Origin of the sequence: Tamlana sedimenti, assembly GCF_038148895.1 — a bacterium.
GTDB lineage: Bacteria > Bacteroidota > Bacteroidia > Flavobacteriales > Flavobacteriaceae > Tamlana.
Genome location: NZ_JBBVGQ010000004.1, coordinates 112,008 through 136,447, shown reverse-complemented (window position 1 = coordinate 136,447; position 24,440 = coordinate 112,008). Strand labels below are relative to the sequence as shown.

At 37.1% G+C, this 24,440-nt stretch carries 21 protein-coding genes; 10 read left to right on the top strand and 11 right to left on the bottom strand.

Features of this window, described 5'->3' with window-relative positions; translation table 11 throughout:
• Position 1: 1 nt before the first annotated feature.
• The 10 genes from WJN01_RS10890 to WJN01_RS10845 all read left to right on the top strand — a co-directional run bounded on the left by WJN01_RS10890 (position 2) and on the right by WJN01_RS10845 (position 15,960).
• Complete coding sequence (locus tag WJN01_RS10890; RefSeq protein ID WP_445197192.1) at positions 2-2,296, top strand: FdhF/YdeP family oxidoreductase; 2,295 nt, start codon at positions 2-4, stop codon at positions 2,294-2,296.
• Positions 2,297-2,453: 157 nt separating this feature from the next.
• Entirely contained in the window at positions 2,454-4,976 is a 2,523-nt protein-coding gene (gene nirB / locus WJN01_RS10885; RefSeq protein ID WP_445197191.1) for a nitrite reductase large subunit NirB, read from the top strand.
• Between the two features lie 52 nt (positions 4,977-5,028).
• A complete protein-coding gene (gene nirD, locus WJN01_RS10880) occupies positions 5,029-5,406 on the top strand; it encodes a nitrite reductase small subunit NirD (protein ID WP_445197190.1) in 378 nt (125 codons plus the stop codon).
• Positions 5,407-5,417: 11 nt separating this feature from the next.
• Positions 5,418-6,002, top strand: a complete 585-nt coding sequence (locus tag WJN01_RS10875) for a DUF4202 domain-containing protein (RefSeq protein WP_445197189.1) — start codon at positions 5,418-5,420, stop codon at positions 6,000-6,002.
• Between the two features lie 11 nt (positions 6,003-6,013).
• On the top strand, positions 6,014-7,834 hold the full coding sequence (locus WJN01_RS10870) for an ATP-binding protein (protein WP_445197188.1): 1,821 nt from the start codon (positions 6,014-6,016) through the stop codon (positions 7,832-7,834).
• A 63-nt stretch (positions 7,835-7,897) separates the two neighbouring features.
• The gene (locus WJN01_RS10865) at positions 7,898-8,560 is read left to right on the top strand and encodes a response regulator (protein ID WP_445197187.1); all 663 of its coding nucleotides are present in this window, start codon (positions 7,898-7,900) and stop codon (positions 8,558-8,560) included.
• A gap of 171 nt (positions 8,561-8,731) precedes the next feature.
• On the top strand, positions 8,732-10,159 hold the full coding sequence (locus WJN01_RS10860; protein ID WP_445197186.1) for an MFS transporter: 1,428 nt from the start codon (positions 8,732-8,734) through the stop codon (positions 10,157-10,159).
• 139 nt (positions 10,160-10,298) lie between these two features.
• The gene (locus WJN01_RS10855; RefSeq protein WP_445197185.1) at positions 10,299-13,820 is read left to right on the top strand and encodes a molybdopterin-dependent oxidoreductase; all 3,522 of its coding nucleotides are present in this window, start codon (positions 10,299-10,301) and stop codon (positions 13,818-13,820) included.
• The gene (locus tag WJN01_RS10850; RefSeq protein ID WP_445197184.1) at positions 13,820-15,250 is read left to right on the top strand and encodes a rubredoxin; all 1,431 of its coding nucleotides are present in this window, start codon (positions 13,820-13,822) and stop codon (positions 15,248-15,250) included. The genes WJN01_RS10855 and WJN01_RS10850 overlap by 1 nt, the downstream gene beginning before the upstream one ends.
• A gap of 296 nt (positions 15,251-15,546) precedes the next feature.
• Positions 15,547-15,960 (top strand): Hsp20/alpha crystallin family protein, encoded by a 414-nt coding sequence (locus WJN01_RS10845; RefSeq protein WP_445197183.1) that lies wholly within the window; start codon positions 15,547-15,549, stop codon positions 15,958-15,960.
• 35 nt (positions 15,961-15,995) lie between these two features.
• Here WJN01_RS10845 and moaA read toward each other — a convergent pair whose 3' ends face one another.
• From moaA to WJN01_RS10790, 11 genes are all read right to left on the bottom strand, one after another.
• Positions 15,996-17,003, bottom strand: a complete 1,008-nt coding sequence (gene moaA, locus WJN01_RS10840; protein ID WP_445197182.1) for a GTP 3',8-cyclase MoaA — start codon at positions 17,001-17,003, stop codon at positions 15,996-15,998.
• Positions 17,003-17,914 (bottom strand): bifunctional molybdenum cofactor biosynthesis protein MoaC/MoaB, encoded by a 912-nt coding sequence (gene moaCB, locus WJN01_RS10835; RefSeq protein ID WP_445197181.1) that lies wholly within the window; start codon positions 17,912-17,914, stop codon positions 17,003-17,005. Before moaCB ends, moaA begins: the two co-directional genes overlap by 1 nt.
• 3 nt (positions 17,915-17,917) lie before the next feature.
• The gene (locus WJN01_RS10830; RefSeq protein WP_445197180.1) at positions 17,918-18,361 is read right to left on the bottom strand and encodes a molybdenum cofactor biosynthesis protein MoaE; all 444 of its coding nucleotides are present in this window, start codon (positions 18,359-18,361) and stop codon (positions 17,918-17,920) included.
• Positions 18,351-19,445 carry a molybdopterin-synthase adenylyltransferase MoeB gene (gene moeB, locus WJN01_RS10825; RefSeq protein WP_445197179.1) on the bottom strand — a complete coding sequence of 365 codons (1,095 nt, stop codon included), beginning with the start codon at positions 19,443-19,445 and terminating at the stop codon, positions 18,351-18,353. Before moeB ends, WJN01_RS10830 begins: the two co-directional genes overlap by 11 nt.
• A gap of 3 nt (positions 19,446-19,448) precedes the next feature.
• Entirely contained in the window at positions 19,449-19,682 is a 234-nt protein-coding gene (locus tag WJN01_RS10820) for a MoaD/ThiS family protein (RefSeq protein WP_445197178.1), read from the bottom strand.
• Positions 19,672-20,250, bottom strand: a complete 579-nt coding sequence (gene mobA, locus WJN01_RS10815) for a molybdenum cofactor guanylyltransferase (protein WP_445197177.1) — start codon at positions 20,248-20,250, stop codon at positions 19,672-19,674. The genes WJN01_RS10820 and mobA overlap by 11 nt, the downstream gene beginning before the upstream one ends.
• Positions 20,251-20,991 carry a sulfite exporter TauE/SafE family protein gene (locus tag WJN01_RS10810; RefSeq protein WP_445197176.1) on the bottom strand — a complete coding sequence of 247 codons (741 nt, stop codon included), beginning with the start codon at positions 20,989-20,991 and terminating at the stop codon, positions 20,251-20,253.
• A complete protein-coding gene (locus WJN01_RS10805; RefSeq protein WP_445197175.1) occupies positions 20,991-21,329 on the bottom strand; it encodes a winged helix-turn-helix domain-containing protein in 339 nt (112 codons plus the stop codon). The genes WJN01_RS10810 and WJN01_RS10805 overlap by 1 nt, the downstream gene beginning before the upstream one ends.
• Before the next feature lies 1 nt (position 21,330).
• Positions 21,331-22,575 carry a molybdopterin molybdotransferase MoeA gene (locus WJN01_RS10800; protein WP_445197174.1) on the bottom strand — a complete coding sequence of 415 codons (1,245 nt, stop codon included), beginning with the start codon at positions 22,573-22,575 and terminating at the stop codon, positions 21,331-21,333.
• A gap of 39 nt (positions 22,576-22,614) precedes the next feature.
• The gene (locus tag WJN01_RS10795; RefSeq protein WP_445197173.1) at positions 22,615-23,274 is read right to left on the bottom strand and encodes a Crp/Fnr family transcriptional regulator; all 660 of its coding nucleotides are present in this window, start codon (positions 23,272-23,274) and stop codon (positions 22,615-22,617) included.
• 108 nt (positions 23,275-23,382) lie between these two features.
• The gene (locus WJN01_RS10790; RefSeq protein ID WP_445197172.1) at positions 23,383-24,435 is read right to left on the bottom strand and encodes a porin; all 1,053 of its coding nucleotides are present in this window, start codon (positions 24,433-24,435) and stop codon (positions 23,383-23,385) included.
• Positions 24,436-24,440 lie beyond the last annotated feature (5 nt).

Here is a 24,440-nt window from a genome sequence, read left to right as displayed (position 1 = left end):
AATGAGCCGATCACCTTCAGAAAAAGCCAAAACCCCCGAACATTTTTCAAATTTAAAAATAACCAAACCGACAACGGATAGCGCTGGTTTTGCCGCTATTAAGTCGGCATTGAATCATGTTTCAAAATACATGAATACTAATGATGCAATTAAATTGTCAGGAAAAATAAACCAAAAAGGAGGTTTTGATTGTCCAGGTTGTGCTTGGCCCGACCCTGATGACGAGCGGTCTTCTCTTGGTGAATATTGCGAAAATGGTATAAAGGCTATTGCCGAGGAAGCTCAAAATAAAACTATTGGTGCCGATTTTTTCGCCAGACATTCTGTAGAAGAACTAGCAATTTGGACGGATTTTGAAATTGGTAAATCGGGCAGGTTGGCAGAGCCTATGTTCTTGGCAGAAGGGGCGACCCATTATCAGCCCATTTCTTGGGAAGATGCTTTTAAAAAAGTTGGGGAGCATCTAAATGCCTTGGCAAATCCAGACGAGGCTGTATTTTACACTTCAGGTAGAACAACTAACGAAGCCGCATTTTTATATCAACTATTTGTTCGTGAGTTTGGCACGTCCAATTTACCAGATTGTTCCAATATGTGCCATGAGGCCAGCGGAAAGGCTTTGTCTGAAACTTTGGGCATTGGAAAGGGTTCAGTAACGTTAGAAGATTTATACAAAACGGAAGTCATCATGGTCATTGGTCAGAACCCAGGCACGAATCATCCAAGAATGCTCACGGCTTTAGAAAAATGTAAAAAGAATGGAGGAAAAATTATAGCCATCAACCCACTTGAAGAAGCCGGATTAATTAAGTTTACCAATCCACAAAATCCATTAAAACTATTAACTGGTGGTACTGAATTAACTGACGTTCATGTTCCCATAACCATAAACGGCGATGTGCCATTCGTAAAAGCCTTGTTGTTAAAGCTTTTGGAAAAGGAAGAGTCAGAAGGGAATATATTTGATAAGCCATTTATTGAAACATACACCCATGGTTTCGATGCTTTTATTTCAGATTTAAAGACGTATAATTTTGAGGAATGTTTGAAGGCTTCTGGTGTATCCAAGGATGTTTTTGATGCCGTTTTTGAACTAATTTTAAACAACGATAAAATTATTTGTTGTTGGGCCATGGGCTTAACGCAGCATGAAAATGCTGTTGATAATATTCGCGAATTGGTCAATTTGCTGCTGTTGAAAGGAAGTATTGGCAAAGAGGGAGCAGGTACTTGTCCGGTTCGAGGTCATTCCAACGTGCAAGGCGATAGAACTGTTGGTATTTGGGAATCGGCTCCAAAAGCATTTTTGGATAAAATTGAAGTAAAATATGGTTTTAAACCAACGGCTAAACATGGCTATTCCGTGATAGATGCCATTAAGGCCATGTATGAAAAGAAGGCTAAGGTGTTTTTTGGTTTGGGGGGTAATTTTATTTCAGCGGTTCCAGATACTGAATATTCTGCTGAAGCCATGGCAAACTGCAATTTAACGGTGCATGTAAGTACTAAACTCAACCGCTCGCATTTAGTAACTGGTAAAGAAGCCCTTATTTTGCCTTGTTTAGGACGAACGGAAATAGATTATCAAAAAACTGGTGTCCAGATACAAAGTGTGGAAAATTCTATGGGTATTGTTTCGTCAACCAAAGGCGTTTTACAACCTTGTTCAAAAGATTTGTTAAGCGAAGTGGCAGTAGTATGTGGTATTGCCCAAGCTACTTTAGGGAAGCATTCCAAAGTTAATTGGGAAAAATATAAAGATGACTATAATTTGGTTCGCAATGATATTGCTGAGATAGTGGCTGGTTTTGAGGATTATAATATCAGAATTAAACAACCTGCCGGCTTTTATTTGCCTAATGGAGCACGGATTAGAACATTCGAGACTTCCAGTGGAAAAGCAAATTTTTCCATAAATAAATTGCCCCAATGGAAATTAAATGAAGGGGAGTTGATGATGATGACCATACGTAGCCATGATCAATTCAATACGACTATCTATGGACTGAATGACCGATACAGAGGAATTTTTAATGATCGCCGCATTATTTTCATGAATCGTGACGACATGGCCGAAAGAGGATTAAAAGAGCAATCTATTGTAAATATAAAATCAGAGTTCGACGGCGTAATCCGAACAGCTAATAACTTCAAGGTTGTTGGGTATAATATTCCAAAAGGCTGTTGCGCCACTTACTTTCCAGAAACCAATGTGCTTGTGCCACTTGATAGTTTTGCGCATACGGCCAAAACTCCAGCTTCGAAAAGTGTGAAAATCACTGTTGAAAAAGTTTAATGTTTCCATAAAATCAAATCCAATTCTTTTCTTAATAAGCAATTATTTGTATTTCTATTTGAGAAATTGGTAATAATTGGGGTTCTACGTAAAATTATTTAAAAAAAACACCATAATTAAGTATTAATACTTAGATTTGCTAAATAAATACGTAGATATGCGAAAAATTATTGTAGTTGGTAACGGTATGGTTGGTTACAAATTCTGTGAGAAATTTGTTGAAAAACCTGGAAGTGAAGCCTTTAAGATTATTGTTTTTGGTGAAGAACCACGGCCTGCTTACGATCGTGTTCATTTAAGTGAATTCTTTGAAAATAAGGATGCCAAAGCTTTGGAAATGGCTCCCCGTGAATGGTATGAAGAAAATGGCATTGAATTGATAACTAATGAGCGTATTACAGATATTCATAGATCTTCAAAAAAAATAACCTCCTCAAAGGACATCAATTATAAATATGACTACTTAGTTCTAGCTACGGGTTCGTCTCCTTTTGTTCCTAATATTAAAGGGATTGAAAAAAAGGGCGTATTTGTTTACCGAACTATAGAGGATCTTGAAGGCATGTTGGATTATGCTGATAAAATTCAACAAGGAAGAACAGATAAAGTAAAAGCTGCTGTTTTGGGAGGTGGCCTTTTAGGTTTGGAAGCCGCAAAGGCTGTTATGGACATGGGGCTTGAGACTCACGTTGTTGAGTTTGCGCCTAAATTAATGCCGCGTCAGTTGGATACTCGAGGGAGTAAAGTGCTCATGGAGAAAATTGAATCTATGGGTATTCATGTGCATTTGTCAAAAGCAACCAATAAAATATTGGGAGATGAAGGAGCCATAACAGGTATGGAGTTTGGCGAATACGATAAAATTGATGTTGAAATGCTGGTTGTTTCTGCAGGTATAAGGCCTAGGGATGAACTAGGTAAAACTTGTGCATTGGAAATGGGCAAACGTGGAGGCATCGTTGTGAACAACAGAATGCAGACGTCAGACCCTGAAATTTATGCCATAGGTGAAGTAGCCTTGTACAACCAAATGATTTATGGATTGGTGGCCCCAGGCTATGATATGGCCGAGGTTGCCGTAAACCAAATTTTAGGTAAAGCAGATGTGTTGATGCAAGAAGATATCGACATGTCTACAAAACTCAAGTTGATAGGTGTTGATGTAGCGAGCTATGGTGAACCGTTTATGCCTGTTGAAAAAGGTTATTCTATCATTTTTGAAAATAAAACCAAAAATTTATACAAACGAATCAATGTTAGTCATGATGGAAAAAAATTACTTGGCGGTATTTTAATAGGAGATGCCAGTGATTATAATATGTTCCATCAAATATATTTAAACGGACTGCCAATCCCTGAAGATGCCGAAGAATTAATCATTGGCTCTAGAGGTGAGGGTGGCTCATCATTTGGCAGTGTGTTGGATATTCCAGATGTGGCTCAGGTGTGTTCTTGCGAGAGCGTTACCAAAGGAGCTATTTGTTGTTCCATCACTGAGGGTGATTGTAGCAATCTAGGTGATGTTGTAGCGAAAACTAAAGCCACTACAGGCTGTGGAGGGTGTAAACCTATGGTGGTCGATTTGGTGAATGAAACCCTAAAATCACTTGGAAAAGAAGTCAAAGAAGTACTTTGTGAACACTTCAGTTTTAATCGTCAAGAGCTTTACGATTTAATAAAAGTAAATAAAGTTGCCAATTACGAAGAGGCGTTGAATTTGTTTGGCGAGGGCCATGGATGTGAGGTTTGTAAACCAGCTCTAGCATCTATTTTTGCTACCATAACCATGGAAACTGCAAATAAACAGCCAACTATTCAAGATACAAACGACAGATTTTTAGCAAATATCCAGCGAAACGGCACCTATTCCGTGGTGCCAAGAGTCGCTGCTGGTGAAATTACACCACAGCAATTAATTGTTTTGGGTGAAGTTGCCAAAAAATATGATTTATATACAAAAATTACGGGTGGTCAGCGAATCGATTTGTTTGGAGCTCAGATTCACGAGTTACCGCTAATATGGAAAGAATTGATTGATGCGGGTTTTGAAAGTGGCCACGCTTACGGAAAGTCGTTGCGAACTGTTAAGAGTTGTGTAGGTTCAACCTGGTGTCGATATGGTATGCACGAAAGTGTAACTTTTGCTATAGAAATTGAAAACAGATACAAAGGGTTGCGTTCGCCACATAAATTAAAAGGAGGTGTTTCGGGCTGCATCAGGGAATGTGCCGAGGCTAGAGGCAAGGATTTTGGACTTATAGCCGTTGAAGGTGGGTGGAACTTATACGTTTGTGGAAATGGTGGAGCAACACCAAAACATGCCCTTTTGTTTGCGGAACAGTTGGACGATAAAACTGCCATAAAATATTTAGATAGATTTTTAATGTTCTATCTAAGAACCGCAGGACCATTAGTGAGAACTGCTCCTTGGTTGGAAAAGCTGGAAGGTGGCATTGAATATCTAAAACAAGTAGTTATTGAAGATTCTTTAGGGATTGCTGAAGAATTGGAAAAAGAAATGCAAGGCCTTGTAAACAAATATGAGTGCGAATGGAAACAGGCCATTGAAAACCCTGAAATGATGAAGCGTTTCAAGCATTTTGTAAACTCTGATGATACGGACGATAACCTTGTGTTCGTACCAATGCGCGACCAAAAAATGCCTAAGGCATGGAGTTAAAAAAGTCTAGTCATGGGTTTGAAATGAGAAAATTTTAAAAAAAATAGAAGTGATGCAAGATATTTTAGAACAATACAAATCAGTAACGGAAGAACACGTGAAAACTTGGTTTAAGGTCGGTTTAACTTCAGATTTTCCAGAAAATAGTGGTGCTTGTATTAAGTATAAAACCAAACAAATAGCGGTTTATAATTTTACACGAACCGGTAAATGGTATGCTACGCAGAACCTGTGCCCTCATAAAATGGAAATGGTTTTGTCATTGGGTATGATTGGTGATAAAGATGGTATTCCAAAGGTAGCATGCCCCATGCATAAAAAGAATTTTTCGTTGGAGGATGGTATCAATTTAGGAGGTGATGACCTAAAAATTGCAACTTATCCTGTAAAGATTGATGAGGGAAATGTGTATATTGGCTTTTCAGATTAAAAAATGAAAAGATGAAGCCAACCAGATTTGAAACGGCAATTGCATTAATAGACGAAAAAAACAGTGAAGACACGAACACTTACGATGTTTTCGGTATAAAATATCCCAAAGAGCTTCTTTATTCACAGCGTATGACAAGGAAGCTTTTGCAGTTTGAGCCAAATGCATCAAAAGCATTGCAGATTGCCGCTCGTGCCCAGCATATTTGCAGATGGAAAATACCACGGGACGAGTACCCGATGGATCGGGTTGGCTATCTGAAATGGCGAGAAACACTAAAAAAAATGCATGCCGAGTTGACTGCAGAAATATTGAATAGGGTAGGTTACGATGATATTTTTATTGACCGCGTTTCATTTTTAATCAATAAAAAACTCATTAAAAAGAACGAAGAAACCCAAATTTTGGAAGACACTATTTGTTTGGTGTTTTTAGATTATTATTTTGAAGAGTTTGCTGAAAAGCACGATGACGATAAACTCATAGATATTCTGAAAAAAACATGGGTTAAAATGTCCGATAAAGGTCATGCGGAAGCATTAAAGCTTCCGTTCTCAGATAAAAGCTTGGCCCTTGTTAAAAAAGCTATTTCTTAAATTGTAGGCTTATGACTGATAACGGTAATTCATTAGACCAACGTACGTTTAATAAATTAAGCCGTTTATACATCATCGCTTTAAGCGCCATTGCAGTTTCCGTAATTGCAAGCCAAATTCTCATCAGGAAGCATCTTGACGACCAGCAAAGTGATTCCACAGTAATCAATGTAGCAGGTCGGCAGCGTATGCTTAGCCAAAAACTGACCAAAGATATTGTTTCACTTTCGGCAGAATCTTCTTTGGAAGACAGGGTGTTTCTTAAGGATAAAATAAAGGAGACGCTTCATGTTTGGGAACTTTCACATCACGCACTACAAAAAGGTAATGATAGTCTAGGTTTACCTAAAAAGAACAGTAAGGCAGTAACCGATAAATTCAGGGTTTTAAATCCCATTTTTGATACTATTTCCAGGGCTTCCAAATCTATTATTGAAAAGATTGAAAACATTCCTCCAATGCCTATCAGCGCATTTGCTGAAGAAATAGAACAGGTTAAAACGAATGAGGGAGATTTTCTGATGTTGATGGATGATATTGTAAATCAATATGATTTGGAGGCTGATAAGAAAGTAAGTTGGCTGCGCAACCTCGAAATCTGGCTCATGTGTTTTACTTTGCTGATTTTGTTGGGTGAGTTCATGTTTATTTTCTGGCCTACAGCTAAAAACGTTAAAAACATATTGGCGGATTTGCTTTTTGCCGAGCAGCGTGCCAAAAAGATGGCCTTTGAAGCTGATGAATTAAGTATTGCCAAGGAAAAATCCATTAAAGAATTGCGTGCGCTTAGCCATGCCATGGATGAGACTTTGTTGTTTGCAAGAATTGCCCCGAACGGGCAGGTACTTCATATGGGAAATAAGTTTTCTCGGCTATTTCGGTTTTCAAAACTTGACGAAAATGTATTGTTTTGGAAGGTCTTGTCCACTGCGGAAAATGAGCAACTTATTATTGAAGATATAATTGTTAAACATAAGAAAACAGGTTGGCAGGGAGAATTAAAGGGAACAACAAAGGACGGTGATGGAGTTTGGTTGGAGATGTCCATAATACCGTTTAGCCCAACAGAAGATAGGTCTGAATTACTCATTATTGCCTCTGAAATAACAGAACGAAAAAAAGCGCAACTGGAAATAGAACGCTTAACAAAACAAAGTTTTGAAGAGAAAATGAGCCAACAAAAAATAATCTCAAGTAAGATTATTGAAAATCAGGAAAAAGAACAAAATAGGATTGCCAAAGATGTGCACGACGGTATTGGACAGATGCTGACTGGTTTAAAATACAATTTGGAAAGCATAGATACAAAAGATGTTAAAAAGGCTACGGCAAAAATAGAACATTTAAAAGAACTCACCTCAAACATCATAAAAGGAGTTAGAACGGCAACGTTCAACCTAACGCCGCCAGAGCTGACCGATCATGGTGTTGTTCCTGCAATTACCAAGTTGACCCAAGAATTGTCTCGGCTTACAGGAAAGCAAATCATGTTTTTTAACAAAACTGATTTTAATCAAAGATTGGATTCGCTTACCGAAATCAATATTTACAGAATTACCCAAGAGGCTATAAATAATGCCATAAAATATGCCGATTCTACTCATATACTGGTGTCGCTGGCACATAGCGAAAATATGTTGAGCATTGTTGTGGATGATAATGGAAAAGGATTTGAGCCATCCAAGGTTGAAAAAGTAAAAAATGGGGATGGTGGTATGGGCATGACCTTTATGCAAGAGCGTATAAATTTTATTGGAGGTCGCTTGTTTCTTAATTCTGAAGTTGGAAAAGGCACTCGGGTAACCCTGAATATTCCTTTACAGAGCAAATAGATTTGTAGATAAATACGTATTATTACGTAATTTTATTAATTTTGTACTGAATAACTTAAGTTTATGGATATGATTAAAGTGGTTTTAGCAGACGACCATGTTTTGGTTAGAGATGGCATTCGGGCACTTTTAGAAGACCAATCGGGTATTGTGGTTATTGATGAAGCGTCCAATGGAAAAGAGGCTTTGGAAATTATTGAGAAAAACAAGCCCCGTGTCTTAATTGTTGATATTAGAATGCCTGAAATGAATGGAATTGAAGTTGTTGGAGAAATCAATAAACATTACAAAGATGTTAAAACTTTAGTGCTTTCCATGCACGATTCAGAGGAATATGTTGTACAATCCATTCAAGCTGGTGCAGACGGATACTTGTTAAAAGGAGCTAGTAAGGAAGAATTCCTAAAAGCCTTAAACAAAGTGGCATCGGGGGGTAAGTATTTCACGGGGGATGTGTCTGCAATTATAATGAATAACTTTGTTAATGGAAGCACAAGTGCACCAACACCGACAAAAAAATCAAAAGAAGATCCATTCAATTTAACCAAACGTGAAAAGCAAATACTTGAATTGGTATTGCAATTAAAAAATAACAAAGACATTGCCGAAGAACTTCAAATTAGTAAACGTACTGCTGAGGTACACCGCTTTAACCTTATGAAAAAACTTGACGTTAAAAACTTGATGGAGCTTACTAATAAAGCTAAGGAATATGAATTGGTTTAGGGTTGTTTAAACCAAATGTCATTTTAAAAGGAGGTATGTGTTTTATTTTTGCCGAATCCACAAAAAGCATATTCAAAAATTATCAATCTCGTATAAATATGTAAATACGTAAATTTATATTGCATAATTAAGTATTAATACTTAGTTTTGTACGTATAAAATTTATGTATCATGGCACAAATTGCACAATCAAAAGCTACAAAGCTTAGTTTATTGGATTTTAAAAATGTATCTACACGTACATTTTGGATAACCTCAATATCATTCTTTTTATGTTTTTTCTCATGGTTTGGTATTGTTCCGTTCATGCCCGATGTTGTTAAGGATTTAGGTTTAACACCAGACCAAAAATGGAACTCCATTATCCTTGCGGTTTCAGGAACCGTATTTGCACGTTTACTTATAGGCAAATTGTGTGATAAATACGGACCAAGATTATGTTACACTTGGTTGCTCATGTTGGGTGCCATTCCTGTAATTCTGTGTGGATTGGTGCAAACACCCATGCAATTTTTAATATGCAGACTGTTCATTGGGTTTATTGGGGCTTCTTTCGTTATTACGCAAGTTCATACATCTTTAATGTTTGCACCCAATATTGTTGGAACAGCAAACGCAACCTCAGCTGGTTGGGGTAATCTTGGAGGAGGAGCAAATCGTTTGGGGATGCCATTGATTGCTGCTGCCGTAGTTAGTTTTGGTGTTGCTGAAGGAGAGGCTTGGAGATACTCCATGGTAGTTGCCGGTGTGATTTGTTTTTTAATGGGATTGGTTTATTTTTTCTTTACTAAAGATACGCTACAAGGAAACTTTAAGGATTTAAGAGCTTCAGGAGAAATGGTAAACACCAAAAAAGATCAAGTAGGCTTTTTAACTGTTATTAAAGACTATAGAACATGGATTCTTTTCTTGGTGTATGCAGCTTGTTTTGGCATTGAGTTGACGGTCTATGGTACGATGGATGATTATCTTCAAAACACCTTTCAATTAGAGAGGGTAACTGCCGGAAACATAGTTTTGTCTTTTGCACTTATGAATATTTTTGCCAGAACACTAGGAGGTTTCTTTGGGGATAGATTTGGAAAACTTAAAGGTTTAAGGGGGCGTGTACTGTTCTTGTCAGGAATTTTAGCCATTCAAGGAACAATGTTGATGACCTTTTCAACAACAACAAGTATCATTGTCGGCATTGTGTTTTTAATATTGTTCAGCTTATCTGTTCAAATGGCTGAAGGGGCAACTTTTTCAGTGGTCCCATTTATTAATAAAAAGGCTATTGGTTCAGTATCCGGAGTTGTGGGTGCAGGAGGTAATGTAGGTGCGTTTTTGGCTGCTATGTTATTAAAATCGCAGTCGGCAGTTGCCGAAAAGGCAGCCATAGTAGCCAATGAAGGTTTGGGTGTCGAGGCCATAAGATCTGCCCAATCGGCGGCATCTTCTGCAGCGGTTTCTTCTGGCTATTTCATTATTGGTTTGATTGTGGTTACAACGGCAATTGTGGCTCTGGCCATTAAGTTTTCAAATGAAGACGATGAAATATCTGAAGAAAACATTCCTAATGGAGAATTGGCTACCATAAAAATTGGTGCAGATAACTAAAGAAAATATCTAAAATTAAATAGTCAATTTTAATGGATTAAAATATTAGAACTGTGATTTTTGTTGTATTCTGAATAATGCTTTAGTGTTCGTTCCATTCTAAAATTATTGTCTTAACTTAGTCTAAATCTTGGTTTAAATGTTAAAAAACGAGGTAAAAACAACATGTTCCTATTGTGGCGTAGGCTGCGGTATTATTGTTAAAAAAGATAGCAATAACAAGGTTTTGGTTGAGGGCGATAAAGACCATCCCGTCAACAAAGGTATGCTTTGCTCCAAGGGAATGAATTTGCACTATGTTGCCAATGATGTTTCCGACAGGATTTTATACCCCGAAATGCGTTGGAGCAGATCGCACCCCCGAGAACGAGTAAGTTGGGATGACGCTTTGGATAGGGCAGCCAGTGTTTTTAAATCGATTATAAAAAAATATGGGCCAGATAGTGTTGGCTTTTATGTGTCCGGACAAAGCTTAACCGAAGAATATTACATTGCCAACAAGCTAACCAAAGGGTTTTTGGGAACCAATAATATTGATACCAATTCGCGATTATGCATGAGTTCTGCCGTGGTTGGCTATAAGAAAACATTTGGGGAAGACAGTGTGCCCATTTCTTATGAAGATATTGAATTGGCCGATTGTTTTTTAATTACAGGGGCAAATCCAGCGTGGTGCCACCCTATTTTATTTAGACGTATTGAAAAGCGTAAAGAGGAAAACCCAGAGGTTAAAATTATTGTAGTAGATCCAAGAAAGACAGATTCAGCAAACTTTGCAGATTTACATTTACAGTTATTGCCGGGAACAGATGTTGTCCTTTACAATGCCATTGGAAGGTGTTTATACAAAAGGGGGTTAATTGATGAAGAATTTATAAAAAATCATACTGAAGGTTTTGATGAGTACAAAGATTTAATTTTTAAAACAACATTAAAGCAAGCTTCTTTGTTATGTGGTGTTCCCGAAAAAGATATCCAAAAGGCAGCTGATATTATTGGTGTTTCAAAAGGTTTTATTAGCATGTGGGCGATGGGGCTTAACCAGAGTGTTGTGGGTACGGATAAAAATGTGTCTTTGCTAAATTTATCACTAATTACCGGAAAAATCGGAAAACCCGGATCAGGTCCTTTTTCATTAACGGGTCAACCAAATGCTATGGGCGGACGTGAAGTAGGGGGTATGGCCAATCTTTTGGCGGTTCACAAAGATTTAATGAATGAAGAGCATCGACGTGAAGTAGCCCAATTTTGGGGTGTTGACAGAATTAACCCGAAACCGGGGTTAACAGCCACCGAAATGTTTGACGCATTGGAAAGTGGTAAGATGAAAGCGGTTTGGATTGCTTGTACAAACCCTTTAGTAAGCTTGCCAAATACGCATCGTATTGAAAAAGCTATGAAGAATGCCAAGTTTGTTGTGGTTCAAGATATTTCACATAAATCAGATACTGTTGCTTATGCCGATTTGGTTTTACCTGCCGCGGCATGGTTGGAGAAGGAGGGCACTATGACCAATTCTGAACGGCGTATTTCATATTTGCCAAAGGAAATCAATGCACCAGGAGAAGCAAGGCCAGATGTTGAAATTTTATGTGACTTTGCACAGCGAATGGGTTTTAGGGGATTTAACTATAGTAATACGGAAGAGATTTATGATGAGTATGCCTCAATGACCAAAGGGACCAATATTGATGTATCCTTTTTAAATTATGAGCGCTTAAAGCTTGAGGGCACCTTTCAATGGCCCGTCCCAGAGTACAGGCATAAAGGCACGCCAAGGCTTTTTGAAGATAAAAAGTTTTATACGCCATCGCAAAAGGCGCAGTTCAACATTCCAAACCATATTGTAAATACTTCAGTTCAACCCAATGAAGATTTTCCGCTTATATTAACAACGGGTCGTATTCGTGACCAATGGCACACCATGACCAAGACGGGCAAGGTGTCGCGTTTAAAAACACATTATCCTAAACCTGTTTTGGAAATCAATCCCGTAGATGCCTATTTGTACAAACTCAAAGATGGAGATATCACAGAAATTAAAAGTGAAAATGGGGTAGTTCGGGTGCGGGCAAAAGTTACTGATAGCATTAAAAAAGGGGTTGTGTTTTTGCCCATGCATTGGGGCAAGCAGCTGCAAAGTGACTTGAACAGAGCCAACAATTTAACCAATACCCACGTGGATCCAACTTCTAAGGAACCTGATTTTAAGTTTACAAGGGTTTCAGTTGCAAAGTATAAGAAAGTTGTAGAAAAAATAATTATCGCCGGGGCAGGCGCAGCGGCTTTCAGGTTTGTTCAAAATTATAGGGAATATAACCAAGCTGATGAAATCCATGTGTTTTCAAAAGAGCCCAATTTGTTTTACAATAGGGTGTTACTGCCAGAATATGTAACCGAGGAGTTAAGTTGGGAACAACTTCTAAAGATTAAAAAGTTAGAGTTAGCCAAACTTAACATTCAGGTGCACCCCGAAACCCATATTATCAATATCGATAAAAAGCACAAAGTAGTAGTCGACAGCAACAACAAAGAGTATGGTTTTGATAAATTGATACTGGCTACAGGCAGCCGTGCATTCATTCCAAAAGATGTGCAAATAGATTTGCCTGGCCGCTTTACCATGCGAAACAAAAGGGATGCTGATGACTTTAAAGCATATTTAGAAGCTACCGGATTACCTCCTGAAGAACAACACGTTGTCATTGTAGGTGGTGGTTTATTGGGACTTGAGTTGGCGGCAGCCATGAAGCATAAAAACGTTAAGATTACCATAATACAAAGGGCATCACGTTTAATGGAACGCCAATTGGATAAAGTGTCGAGCAAGTTACTGGCTTTAGATGTGCAAGAGCGAGGTATCCAAATTTATTTTGATAATGAGGTAAGTACTGTTTTTGATGACGATGAAACAGGGGAGTTGAACATCACATTAAAAAGTGGAAAGTTTATTACGGCTAATGCTATTGTTTATGCCATTGGAACAATTCCTAATATTGAAATAGCAAGAGAAAATGGTATAGCTTGCAGTAGAGGTGTTAAAGTGAACCAGCATTTGCAGTCCTCGCACCCTGATATTTTTGCCATTGGTGAGATTGCCGAATTCAATAACCAGTTGTTCGGAATTACATCGGCCGCAGAAGAACAAGCCAATATTTTGGCGAACTTTATAGCAGGAGATATAAGTGTGGCATACAATGGCTCGGTGTTAATGAATATCTTAAAATTCAACGATTTAAACCTGTGCAGTATTGGTGATATAAGTGTTCCCGAAAATGATGACAGCTACGAAGAAGTCATTTTCACTGATATTAAAAAGCGTTACTATAAAAAATGTATTGTAAAAGACGACCTATTGGTTGGTGCAGTGTTAATGGGCGATAAAAACGAATTTGCCGAATTTAAAACCATGATTGAGAGCAAAATTGAAATGGCCGAAAAACGCGATACCTTGTTACGAGGCGCATCAAACACAGAACCTGTTGTTGGTAAATTGGTGTGCTCATGCAGTCAAGTTGGTGCAGGAAACATTGAAGAGGCGGTTAAAAAAGGTTGTTCCGATTTTACTGAACTATGCAACAAAACGGGTGCAGGTTTAGGTTGTGGAAGTTGTAAAACGGAGGTGAGGGAAATACTCATGAATTCAAAAGTATTAGTGTAATGGAAGAGCCATATAGATTAAGGATAAACGGAGGTGTTTTATCACCCGGTGAGCTTAAGTACATTTGTGAAGCCGCAGAAGGTTTAGGTTTGGATGCCATTTCATTTGGTTCTCGCCAAGATATTATTTTTCCCGAGGATATTGATGAGAGCAAGTTTGCCCAATTTGATAAAATCAAATTTGTAAAGCCAAAAAGAGATGGCGTTGAGAATATAGCCTCATCTTATGTTTCGGCCGAAATCCTTCCGAGCACATCTTGGTTGACAAGTGATAGGTATTTATACATTATTGAGCAGTTTAAGCACAAACCAAAATTACGAATAAACGTTACAGACCCTAAGCAACGTTTGGTTCCATTGTTTACGGGCAATGTTAATTTTATTGCTTCAGAACATGACGATTATTGGTATTTGTATGTAAGGCTGCCCGGTTGGAAAAAAACGGTAATGTATCCAGCACTTATTTACAGTTGGGACATGGACAAAGTGGAGTACGCCATTGAAAGTGTCCTGCAAGAAGAACCGGAGACTATTGAGACCCTTTTTGACCTGGTAAGTGATGCTGTAGATACCAATAACAGAACGGTTGACAAACCTTTGGAAGTCCCTTTTTACCCATTTCCATATTACGAAGGCATGAACCGTATTGGTCCCGATAGATATTGGTTGGGGCTCTATTGGAGAAATAATCGATATGATTTGAAGTTCCTAAAGGCCATGTGTGAATTGTGTTCGGAAAACAAAATAGGTAAAATATCCATTACCCCGTGGAAATCGTTTATCGTAAAAGGTATTCCGTTAAGTTCAAAATTACAGTGGGAAAAGTTTTTGGGTAAATTCGGAATCAATGTTCGGCACTCCATGTTGGAAATGAATTGGCACTTGCCTGTAAATGATCCAGGGGCTTTAAATTTAAAAAAATATCTAGTTTCCAATTTTGACCAAAATGACATCAGTACATACGGACTAACCTTTGGTGTAACTAGTTTCGACAGTGACACCTATAACTTCACTTCAATAGTTATCGAAAAGAACAAACAACCGGAAGCTATTGGTGATTTTGTGACTAGGGACACATATAATTTATTGTATGCCAAGAATTTCGACCCCAATACCCGAGAGTATATCATGCATGTTCAAGACGTGGATAAGGTGGAGCTTCCCGGATTGTTAATGGAACTGAGCCAAATGTATTTTGACCAGCTGGGAACAGAAAGGGATGATGAAGAATCGATAGTGGAAGTAAAGGATACCTTTGAAGAGGAGGTACACCAGTGCCCTGAATGCCTAACGGTATACAATGAAGTTTATGGAGATATCACCCAAAATATTCCTCCCAATACACCTTTTCAAGATTTGCCAGAAAACTATGTGTGTTCGCTTTGCGAAGCGCCTAAAAGTAGCTTTCAGAAGAAGGTTTTAGTAAATTAGAGATACCTTATCAGTCTTCTTCAATAGGTTGATAATCAGTATATTTTAAATATTTGTCAAAAAAGCACCCAATTTAATTTGATTAAATAAAAATCAATGTTGCTGTGTTAAGGAATGCTTAAAACTAGGTATAGTGCTTGTGCAGTTTGAAACATTGTTTTAATTTTAAGTGATCTTCAACTAAATAGGGTTAGTTCAATATTTAGGTAATTTTTCTCCATTCTAAGTTTACTTTATCTTATTTCCAATTTGGGAGGTAACTATATAGGTCTTAAAAATTAAAAAACACGGGAATTATGCCTCAAACTAAAAAATACGGTAACGAGTTAAAAAGCGTTTCCAGATTGCTTCAAAGGAGTTTAAAACTTAAAGATGATCTTAAAGAAAATTTGTTCAGTATATCAAAATTGAACAATTTAAAAATTACTGAAACAGAAAAATGCTTTCATTACGAACTAAAATTGCCCGGTTACATTAAAGACGACTTTAATTTTTATTTGGATAATGGTAATTTAGTCGTAACAACAGATAAAAGTAAGTTGTCTGAATCTGCCCAAGAGGAAAATTTCAGCAAGAAAAAGCATTTTTACTGCTATCCTTCAGCACGCTTTAAAATCAAAATTCCTTTGCCAGATAAATTGATCAAAAAGGAAATAGATGTGGATTACGCCGATGAGGTTTTGAAATTTGATCTATTGAAATTACCATAGTTTTTGAATAATTAACATTAGCCGCTTTTTATGAATTAGCCACCAATGGTAATCATGCTTCTGTTTTTGGTGTGCAGTTCGGGTTTTTCCAGTTTTTTAAGGCTATCCATGCCACCTCGCATTTTAAGCTTGACTTTTACCGCTTTTTCAATGGCGGGCTCAATAGGTCTTCCAGCTCGGAGTAAGGTCAATAAATCCGATTCGGTGGAAGAAAACAAACAGTTTTTTAATTGTCCGTTGGCGGTTAAACGCAGCCTATTGCAAGAATCACAAAACGGATTGGTAACCGAACTGATGATGGCAAAACTTCCCTTGTAGCCTTTTATTTTATAGTTTTTAGAAGTGTCGTTTGGTGCATCTGCAAGACGAATAATGTCTTCTTTAGAAAATGAGTTTTCAACATAATTCATCACTTCAGCATAACTTACCATTTTACTCATATCCCATTTGTTGCCATCAAAGGGCATAAACTCAATAAAACGAACAGAAATTGGATGTTCTTTGGTGAAATTGATGAAATCTATTATTTCATTATCGTTAAAACCGTTTATTAATACGGTATTTACTTTCACATTAAACCCTTCTTTTACCAATAGTAGAATATTGTTGTAAACTTTATCAAATTCAGCTCTTCGGGTAATGTGTTTGAATTTTTCACGGTTTAGAGAATCCAGACTAACGTTGATGTTTTTGACATTATTGGTTTTTAAAACATCAATAAATCTATCGATAATCACCGCATTTGAGGTAATGGATAATTCTACGGGAAGCGTTGCCAATTTTTCTAAAACGACTTTAAAATCCTTTCTTACCAAGGGCTCACCACCAGTTAACCTTATTTTGTTAACACCGTGTTTCACAAATATTTTAGCAATGTCATAAATCTCCTCATAAGTCATAATATGGCTTTTCGGAGAAAGTTGCACACCTTCTTCAGGCATGCAATACGTACAACGCAAATTGCAGCATTCTATTAGAGATATACGCAGATAGGTGTGGTCTCTACCAAAAGTATCTTGTAATATGTTTTTGTTTTTACTCATTAGTCGTGTCTTGCCCCTCTTAAAACTCCAAAAATGTGTAGTACCGATGGAAAAATGGCATCCATCGATTCTTTGGCACCATTCGTTGATCCTGGTAAAGCCAAAACCAAAGTGTTTTTCATGGTTCCTGCGACGCTTCTGGATAACATGGAGTAAGGCGTTCTTTCTTGCCCGTAATTACGAATGGCTTCTTCAATTCCAGGAATACGTCTATCTAAAATTGGAATCAATGCTTCAGGAGTTACATCACGCCCTGAAAGTCCTGTTCCTCCAGTATAAATAATTAAATCGATGCCTTTTTCTTGGTATGTCTTTGCTTTATTCTGAATAGTTTCCAATTCGTCAGGAATAATGATGTAATCATCAATTTTCACGTTTGAAGCGTCCAGTTTTTCAATAATGGCTTTTCCTGCTCGGTCTTCCTTTTCTCCTTTTGAGATGGTATCACTACAGACAATTACTGCTGCGGTTAAATCGGTTTTAAATCGGTTTTTAAAGTCAGATTTCCCACCTTTTTTATTTAATAGTTTGATACTGAGAATTTCAATGCCTTTATCGATGGGTTTAAGCATATCATACATGTTTAAGGCAACTACGCTAGCACCATGCATGGCCTCAACTTCAACACCTGTTTTATAAATGGTTTTTACAGTGAACAAAACAGTAATTTCAAGTCCGTTTATTTCGTATTCAACACCTGTAAATTCTATTGGCAAAGGATGGCAATCTGGTAAAATATCTGGTGTACGTTTTACACCCAATAAACCAGCCGCTTTACTCATGGCAAATACATTGCCCTTGGGAACGGTGTCGTTTTTTATAGCTTCTATGGTTTCAGGTTTACTGACCTTTACGGTGGCTTGGGCTATAGCTGTGCGGAGCGTGGTGCTTTTATGTGTTATATCTACCATTTCTTAACTATTAACTTTCCATTGGTGACTCTCGTCTTCAAAGATTTCCTTGCCAAAAACGGGAACAACTGCTTTAATAGCTTCTACAATAAATTCTAGAGCCTCAAAAACCACTTTTCGTCGTGGTGAGGACACAAAAACAAACAAGCATATTTCACCTGCTTTTACGGTTCCTAAGCTGTGATAGATATGCATACAAGTGAGCTCGAATTTTTCAAAAGCGGCTTCCCTAATCTCATGGAATTTTTGATTGGCCATATCTTCATAAGCGGTATATTCAATGGCTGTGACTGTTTTGCTATCAATAACATCAGCACGCACTTGGCCCAAAAAAATATTGTGGGCACCAATGCTTTTTTTGGTTTGGTGCTTGGCGATGGAATCACCTATAAATTCTGAGGAAATTGCTCCTTCCTTAAAAACATTCTTTATTTTTTTATCTGACATGTGTTGTTGTTTTATTTTCGTTTAGATACTTAATAATTTCCGAAGCGCCCTCGTTTAGGCTATAACAGTTTTTAATGTTGAGGTTTTGCAACATTGAAACTGCTTTTTGACTTCTTATTCCTGATTGGCAAAACAGAACTTTGTCTTTATTTGCATCTATTTTTTCTAGGTTGTTTTCCAATTGGCTTAATGGAATTGAAGTTACTTTTAGTTCTTCTACTTTCGGGATTTCCTCAAATTCCCTAACATCAATAAACTGAACGTTTTCTTTGTTTAGGGCGTCTTTCATTGAAATGGTTTGAACGGGAAGTTCGCAAATAACATTCATTTGTCTTTTACTGAAATCGCTTTTATTTTTCAAAACTTTGTTGATTTCACTTCCAGAGCGTTTGATGGTTAAGGTTGAATTTTGAAGCGTTAACGCGTTGTAGCAAAACAATTTACCAGATAGCGTGTTGCCAATACCCAAAATAATTTTCAAAGCTTCATTAGCTTGCATGCAGCCAATAATTCCGGGTAAAACACCTAACACACCAATCTGCGAACAGTTTGGAACACTGTCCTTTTTTGGCGGATTTGGAAACAAGCACCGGTAACTTGGCCCATTTTCATAATTAAACACAGAAACCTGACCTTCAAACTTGTAAATAGCCCCAAAAACAAGCGGTTTATTGGCAATGATGCACGCATCGTTCACTAAATAACGGGTCTCAAAATTGTCGCTACCGTCCACAATAATATCGTATTCTTCAAAAAGCTGAAGTGCGTTTTGGTAAGTCAGTTTTTCCGCGAAAGCGATGATTTTTATGTTGCTATTTAAATCCTGTAAACGTTTTTTGGCGGCAATGGCCTTATTTTTTCCAAGAGAATTTGTTCCAAATAAAACTTGGCGTTGTAAGTTAGATTCCTCAACAATATCAAAATCGATGATTCCCAAGGTTCCAACACCCGCAGCAGCTAGATATTGTAAAACAGGACAACCCAAACCACCAGCGCCAACTACCAAAACACTCGCGTTGTTGATTTTTTCTTGACCTTTTTGGCCAATTTCGGATAGGATGATATGTCGGCTGTATCTATTCATAAATTATCCACCAGCAAACGGTGGTAATAAAGCAAGTTCTTCTCCTGTTAAAAGAGTTTCGATGGAAACCAACTCCTGGTTTTGAGCCACTTTAAAATCCTTGTTTTTTAAATCGGGGTATTTTACAATCAAACGCTTAATAAGTTCAGAAATTGAGCTTTCTTGGCACTCCAATGATTCTTCAATTTTTTGCGTTGCTTCAGCTATTTGTCCAAAATATTTAATGTTAACAATCATTTTCAATGGATTTTAGTTCCTCAAAAGTATTCACGTTTTTGGTGAATCTATCATTTTCATTATTTAACTTGATGGTCTTTACCTGGCATTGGTTCACTGCGTATTGCATTCGGCGTTCACCACTTTTTAATAGCTCATAAAACTTGTCTTTGCAAGCGGTTTTGTAAAGTGCAATCAATGGCATGGTTTTGTTGTTGCTTTCAATTTGGATGACTTCGGAAGTCTCATCAACGGCTTCAACTAAAAGTGTTAAAATTTCTGAAGTAATCAGCGGAATATCGCAACTTAAAACCAAATTCCATTCCGTTTTTGACTTCTTTAAACCTGAGCATAATCCTGCCAATGGACCAGATTCTTTAACTTCATCCTCAATCCTCCTTAATTTAAAAACATCATAAGCCACATCGTCTGAAACGATTATGATTTCAGAAACCAACGGTTTTAAGGCATCAATACTGTGCTGTACAAATAGTTTTCCGTTAACGGATAAAAAACCTTTATCGGTGCCCATTCTGCTACTTTTGCCACCAGCAAGTATAATGCCTGTTATGTTTTTTTTATGAATCATTTAAGTGAACATTAGTTTTGCACAAGCAATGAGCAATACAAACGCAAGAATGTACCTCAACCTGTGATTATTGATTTTTTTGCTGCCATAATAACCGCCTAAAACACCACCAACTAAAGCAATTGCCACAAGGATAAACGAACTTTTTTCCAATGATACACCACTGGTAAATTGTCCAACCAAACCTGCAGCAGAATTCACCCAAATAAACAATGCCGAAACCGCTGCAGCTTCTTTCATTTTCCCCCAATGCAACAGTAAAATCAATGGTGTTAAAATAATACCACCTCCTATACCGATGAGCCCTGAAAAGAAACCAATAAAGCTACCGACAAGTAATCCTTGCCAAATTTTTACGGGTTTCAGTAAATCCTTTTCCTTTCCGAAAACATTGAGCATTTTTAAAATGGCGAAAACCAGCAAAATGGCTAATATTTTTTTGTAGACGGAAGCGTCAATTTCAATAGTGCCTCCCAGAAAAGCCATGGGAATTGAGGCTAAAGCAAAGGATAGAAACAATTTCTTGTTGAAAAAACCAGCTTTAAAATAATAATAAAATGAAATGCCTGCCACGAACAAATTAAGTAATAAGGCTGTAGGCTTCATAAACTCAGGTGCAAACGAAAACAAAGCCATTAAGGCCAAATAGCCACTGGCGCCACCGTGTCCAACACTGGCGTATAAAAATGATATAATAGGTAATATCACCAAAAACGGAAATATGTTTTCAATTTCTTGCACTATAAGGTGTTGATTTTGTTAAGTTGCTCATCTAAAAAGGCCCAACAGTTTTTATTTATTTCTTCAAAAGCATCGATTAAAGACCTTCCATAATCCGTTAATTCGGCACCGCCACCACCTTTTCCACCAATGCTATTGATGGTTACCGGTTTTTTTGCTGATTTGTTAACTGAATCTAGTAGTTGCCATGCTTTTTTATAGGATATGTTCAATGATTTAGCTGCTTTGGACAGTGATCCTGTTTCCTGTATGGCTTTTAGCAAATGAACTCGCCCTTCACCCAAAAGCACATTATCTCCAGATTCAATCCATATTCTACTTTTAATTTTATAACTCATATTATACAGGCAATAAAATGGTTTCAACGGCATCGTTTACATTGATGCTTGACAAGGTTTCAGGTGCATAAACTAACGCATTTGATAGTGCAAATGTTTGTTGCATGGCAGAACTTTGTCCTTCTAAAATTTCAACTTTGCCGTTTTCGTAAATCGCCTTTAAAAATTGTGGACGATCACCTTTTTTTTCAAAATCTGTGAGCGATTTAGCACTAACTCGGGGCAATTCATTTTCCTTTCGGTCCATCATATTTTGTAAAGCGATATAAACGTAAAGGTAAAAACACGATAGCGCAGCTGCAGGATTTCCGGGAAGGGCGAAAATGTTTGTTTTTCCTTTTTTTCCATAGAATAACGGTTTACCTGGTTTTTGTTTTACCTTATAAAATAGCTCCTCAACCTGTAATTCACTCAAAGCTTTTCCAACATAATCATAATCACCGACGGAAATGCCACCTGTTATTATCACTAAATCATTTTTACTTATTGCAGCGCTAAGTTCAGAGACGGTTTTGTTGTAATCGTCTTCCACTTTTTCAATGGTAACATCATAAAATTTTAAGCTGTACAATGCGCTCAGTAGCATTTTTGAGTTACTTTCATAAATCTGGCCATATTTTAAATCTTTTCCTGGCTCAATCAATTCATTGCCTGTTGTAATTAATGCAATTGAAGGTTTTTGGTAAACAGGAATACGTGTTATGCCAAGCGATGAGAGATAGCCAATAGCAGCTGGAGTTAACGCTGTACCCTTTTTCAAGGCAATATTTCCTTTTTTAACTTGTTCGGCCATTGGACGAATATTGCATTCCACAGGAATTTGGTGTGCTATCTTAATACTTTTATAATTCACTTCTACCTTTTCTTGCATCATAACAGCATTTGCTGAATCTGGAACCGCAGCCCCGGTAAAAATCCTGACGGCTTCACCTGGTTTTAAATTAGGTTGGTGGGCATCTCCAGCTTTTATCTCACCGATTAATTTATAAGAAAGACTATCATGCATATTTAGTGCATAGCCATCCACGGCTGATTGCCTAAAAGGAGGCATGTTTACTGGAGAAACTATATCTCTGTATAATAGATAACCACCAGCTTTTTCAGTAGGCTTTATTGTTTCCTTCAGTAAAGGTTCACTCTTTAATTTAACCAGTTCGATGGCTTTTTCGATGCTAATCATTTCAATAGCGTTATGTCTTAACAAATATAACGAATTCTGGAGTTGGTCGTATATGATTAAGGCCAAATATTTTTAATTTATCAAGAATATGACTTTAGTTAAATATTATTTGAAGAATTCTAAAACCTTGATTTTGCTTCGGGTAGAAAATATTTTTTTGTCGTCGTGTAATTGCTTTAAAATTCTAGTAACTACAACTCTGGATGTATGTAAATCATCTGCAATTTCTTGATGGGTAATTTGAAGGTCTATATTGTTACTTACTTTGGCTTTACCACTCAAATATTTTAATAAGCGTTCGCTCATGTTTAAAAACGCCAAACTATCAATAGCTTCAACCATTTCTAAAAGCCTAAAATGGTAAGAATCTATAATAAAATAGCGCCAAGACCTATATTTTGCCAACCAATCGTCAACGTATTCAACAGGTAAAAAAACAGCTTCTAAATCCTTTTCAACAACACCTCTAAAAATGCTTTTTTTCTTGTTGATGCAATTAGCAAAGGATATGGCACAGGTATCGCCAGGTTCTAAAAAATAAAGCACAATTTCTTCACCTTCATCATCTTGTCTCACAATTTTAACTACACCATCAATAAGCAGTGGTATATGGGTCATGTTATCTCCAATGTCAATTAAAAAATCGCCACTTTCCACTTTATTGTAATGAGACACCTTAACAATTTCATCAATGAGTGCTTCTTCAAATATATTTGAATATAGCTTTTTAACTTTTTCTTTAATTGATAAATTTTCGTTGCTCATTTTAATGGTTTTTGGAGCGTGCTTCTTTACAAATATATAGAATAAAAACAGGAAAAACCCTCCAGATATACGGAGGGTTTAACAATCATGAAACAAAATTTAAATGGATTAAAACTTAAGTTGAACTTGAGCTAATAAGACATCGTCGTCAACGTTAACAACGGTTTGAATATTAGCTTGATAATTAAGCTGAAATCTCACTTTATCGTTAAAGAAATAATTGATACCAATGGTCATTCGTTCCATATAACTGCCATCGTCTTTAAGGTCTAGATTAGGATCAAAAAATTCATATTTAAAAACAGGCTGAATGTTTTCATCAACATTGTACGAAGCCATTAAGTAAGCGCCATCTCTTCTTTCACCCAGGGCAACAGGTGTAGAGCCACAACCACCTGCAGTGCCGCTAAAGTACGCTCCTTCATCATAAATGTATTCACCTTGAAGATTTAATTTATCTAATTGTAAAAGGAATTCACCACCGTAAGAGGTTCGGGTATCTTCTTCATTATTTGGTATTGGATAGCCATATCTAAAACTACCACCAATTGTTAAATTATTTGTGACTTTATAGGTAACTCTACCAATAATATCCTTTTTGGTATTGTCGTCTTTTACTTGTAAGCCTCTACCGTTCATTATAGCAAACCAGTAATTAAATTTGGTATACTTGTTTCCGCCCAAAATCATGAGCCCGAAATCCCTTTGAGGGGCCACCAATTGATCTGCAACTATAGAGCGGTCTATGGTGGTTAAACTATTGCAAGGAGTTGCAACATCTAAACTAAAAGGCTGTTTAAAAGACCCAAGTGATACTTTAGCCCAATTGTATTTTGTGTACGTTACAAAGGCATCCATAAGGTAAGCATCACCAGTACTTCCAATGAATGGGCTTGCTTCAAGCATGAAGTAATAACTGAAATCCTGATAAACTTCACCTCTCACGCCAATTCTAGCTCTTCTAAATCTAAAGGTGTTTTCATTATCACCACCTTCAAAATGATAATCATATTCTGGTTGAAGGTATCCAAATACTTTAATATTGGCCTTGCTTAAAGAATCTGTACCAACAGGGTCATCTCCGTCACATCCTTGTGCGGTTGTATTATTTATGCTAAACAGCAAGGTAATTATAAGTAATGTATATAATTTACTTTTCATCAGTC

Excerpts from the sequence above, each read along its gene's own strand:
- WJN01_RS10890 (WP_445197192.1), top strand. The coding sequence starts at position 2 with ATGAGCCGATCACCTTCAGAAAAAGCCAAAACCCCCGAACATTTTTCA.
- nirB (WP_445197191.1), top strand. The coding sequence starts at position 2,454 with ATGCGAAAAATTATTGTAGTTGGTAACGGTATGGTTGGTTACAAATTC.
- nirD (WP_445197190.1), top strand. The coding sequence starts at position 5,029 with ATGCAAGATATTTTAGAACAATACAAATCAGTAACGGAAGAACACGTG.
- WJN01_RS10875 (WP_445197189.1), top strand. The coding sequence starts at position 5,418 with ATGAAGCCAACCAGATTTGAAACGGCAATTGCATTAATAGACGAAAAA.
- WJN01_RS10870 (WP_445197188.1), top strand. The coding sequence starts at position 6,014 with ATGACTGATAACGGTAATTCATTAGACCAACGTACGTTTAATAAATTA.
- WJN01_RS10865 (WP_445197187.1), top strand. The coding sequence starts at position 7,898 with ATGGATATGATTAAAGTGGTTTTAGCAGACGACCATGTTTTGGTTAGA.
- WJN01_RS10860 (WP_445197186.1), top strand. The coding sequence starts at position 8,732 with ATGGCACAAATTGCACAATCAAAAGCTACAAAGCTTAGTTTATTGGAT.
- WJN01_RS10855 (WP_445197185.1), top strand. The coding sequence starts at position 10,299 with ATGTTAAAAAACGAGGTAAAAACAACATGTTCCTATTGTGGCGTAGGC.
- WJN01_RS10850 (WP_445197184.1), top strand. The coding sequence starts at position 13,820 with ATGGAAGAGCCATATAGATTAAGGATAAACGGAGGTGTTTTATCACCC.
- WJN01_RS10845 (WP_445197183.1), top strand. The coding sequence starts at position 15,547 with ATGCCTCAAACTAAAAAATACGGTAACGAGTTAAAAAGCGTTTCCAGA.
- moaA (WP_445197182.1), bottom strand. The coding sequence starts at position 17,003 with ATGAGTAAAAACAAAAACATATTACAAGATACTTTTGGTAGAGACCAC.
- moaCB (WP_445197181.1), bottom strand. The coding sequence starts at position 17,914 with ATGGTAGATATAACACATAAAAGCACCACGCTCCGCACAGCTATAGCC.
- WJN01_RS10830 (WP_445197180.1), bottom strand. The coding sequence starts at position 18,361 with ATGTCAGATAAAAAAATAAAGAATGTTTTTAAGGAAGGAGCAATTTCC.
- moeB (WP_445197179.1), bottom strand. The coding sequence starts at position 19,445 with ATGAATAGATACAGCCGACATATCATCCTATCCGAAATTGGCCAAAAA.
- WJN01_RS10820 (WP_445197178.1), bottom strand. The coding sequence starts at position 19,682 with ATGATTGTTAACATTAAATATTTTGGACAAATAGCTGAAGCAACGCAA.
- mobA (WP_445197177.1), bottom strand. The coding sequence starts at position 20,250 with ATGATTCATAAAAAAAACATAACAGGCATTATACTTGCTGGTGGCAAA.
- WJN01_RS10805 (WP_445197175.1), bottom strand. The coding sequence starts at position 21,329 with ATGAGTTATAAAATTAAAAGTAGAATATGGATTGAATCTGGAGATAAT.
- WJN01_RS10795 (WP_445197173.1), bottom strand. The coding sequence starts at position 23,274 with ATGAGCAACGAAAATTTATCAATTAAAGAAAAAGTTAAAAAGCTATAT.
- WJN01_RS10790 (WP_445197172.1), bottom strand. The coding sequence starts at position 24,435 with ATGAAAAGTAAATTATATACATTACTTATAATTACCTTGCTGTTTAGC.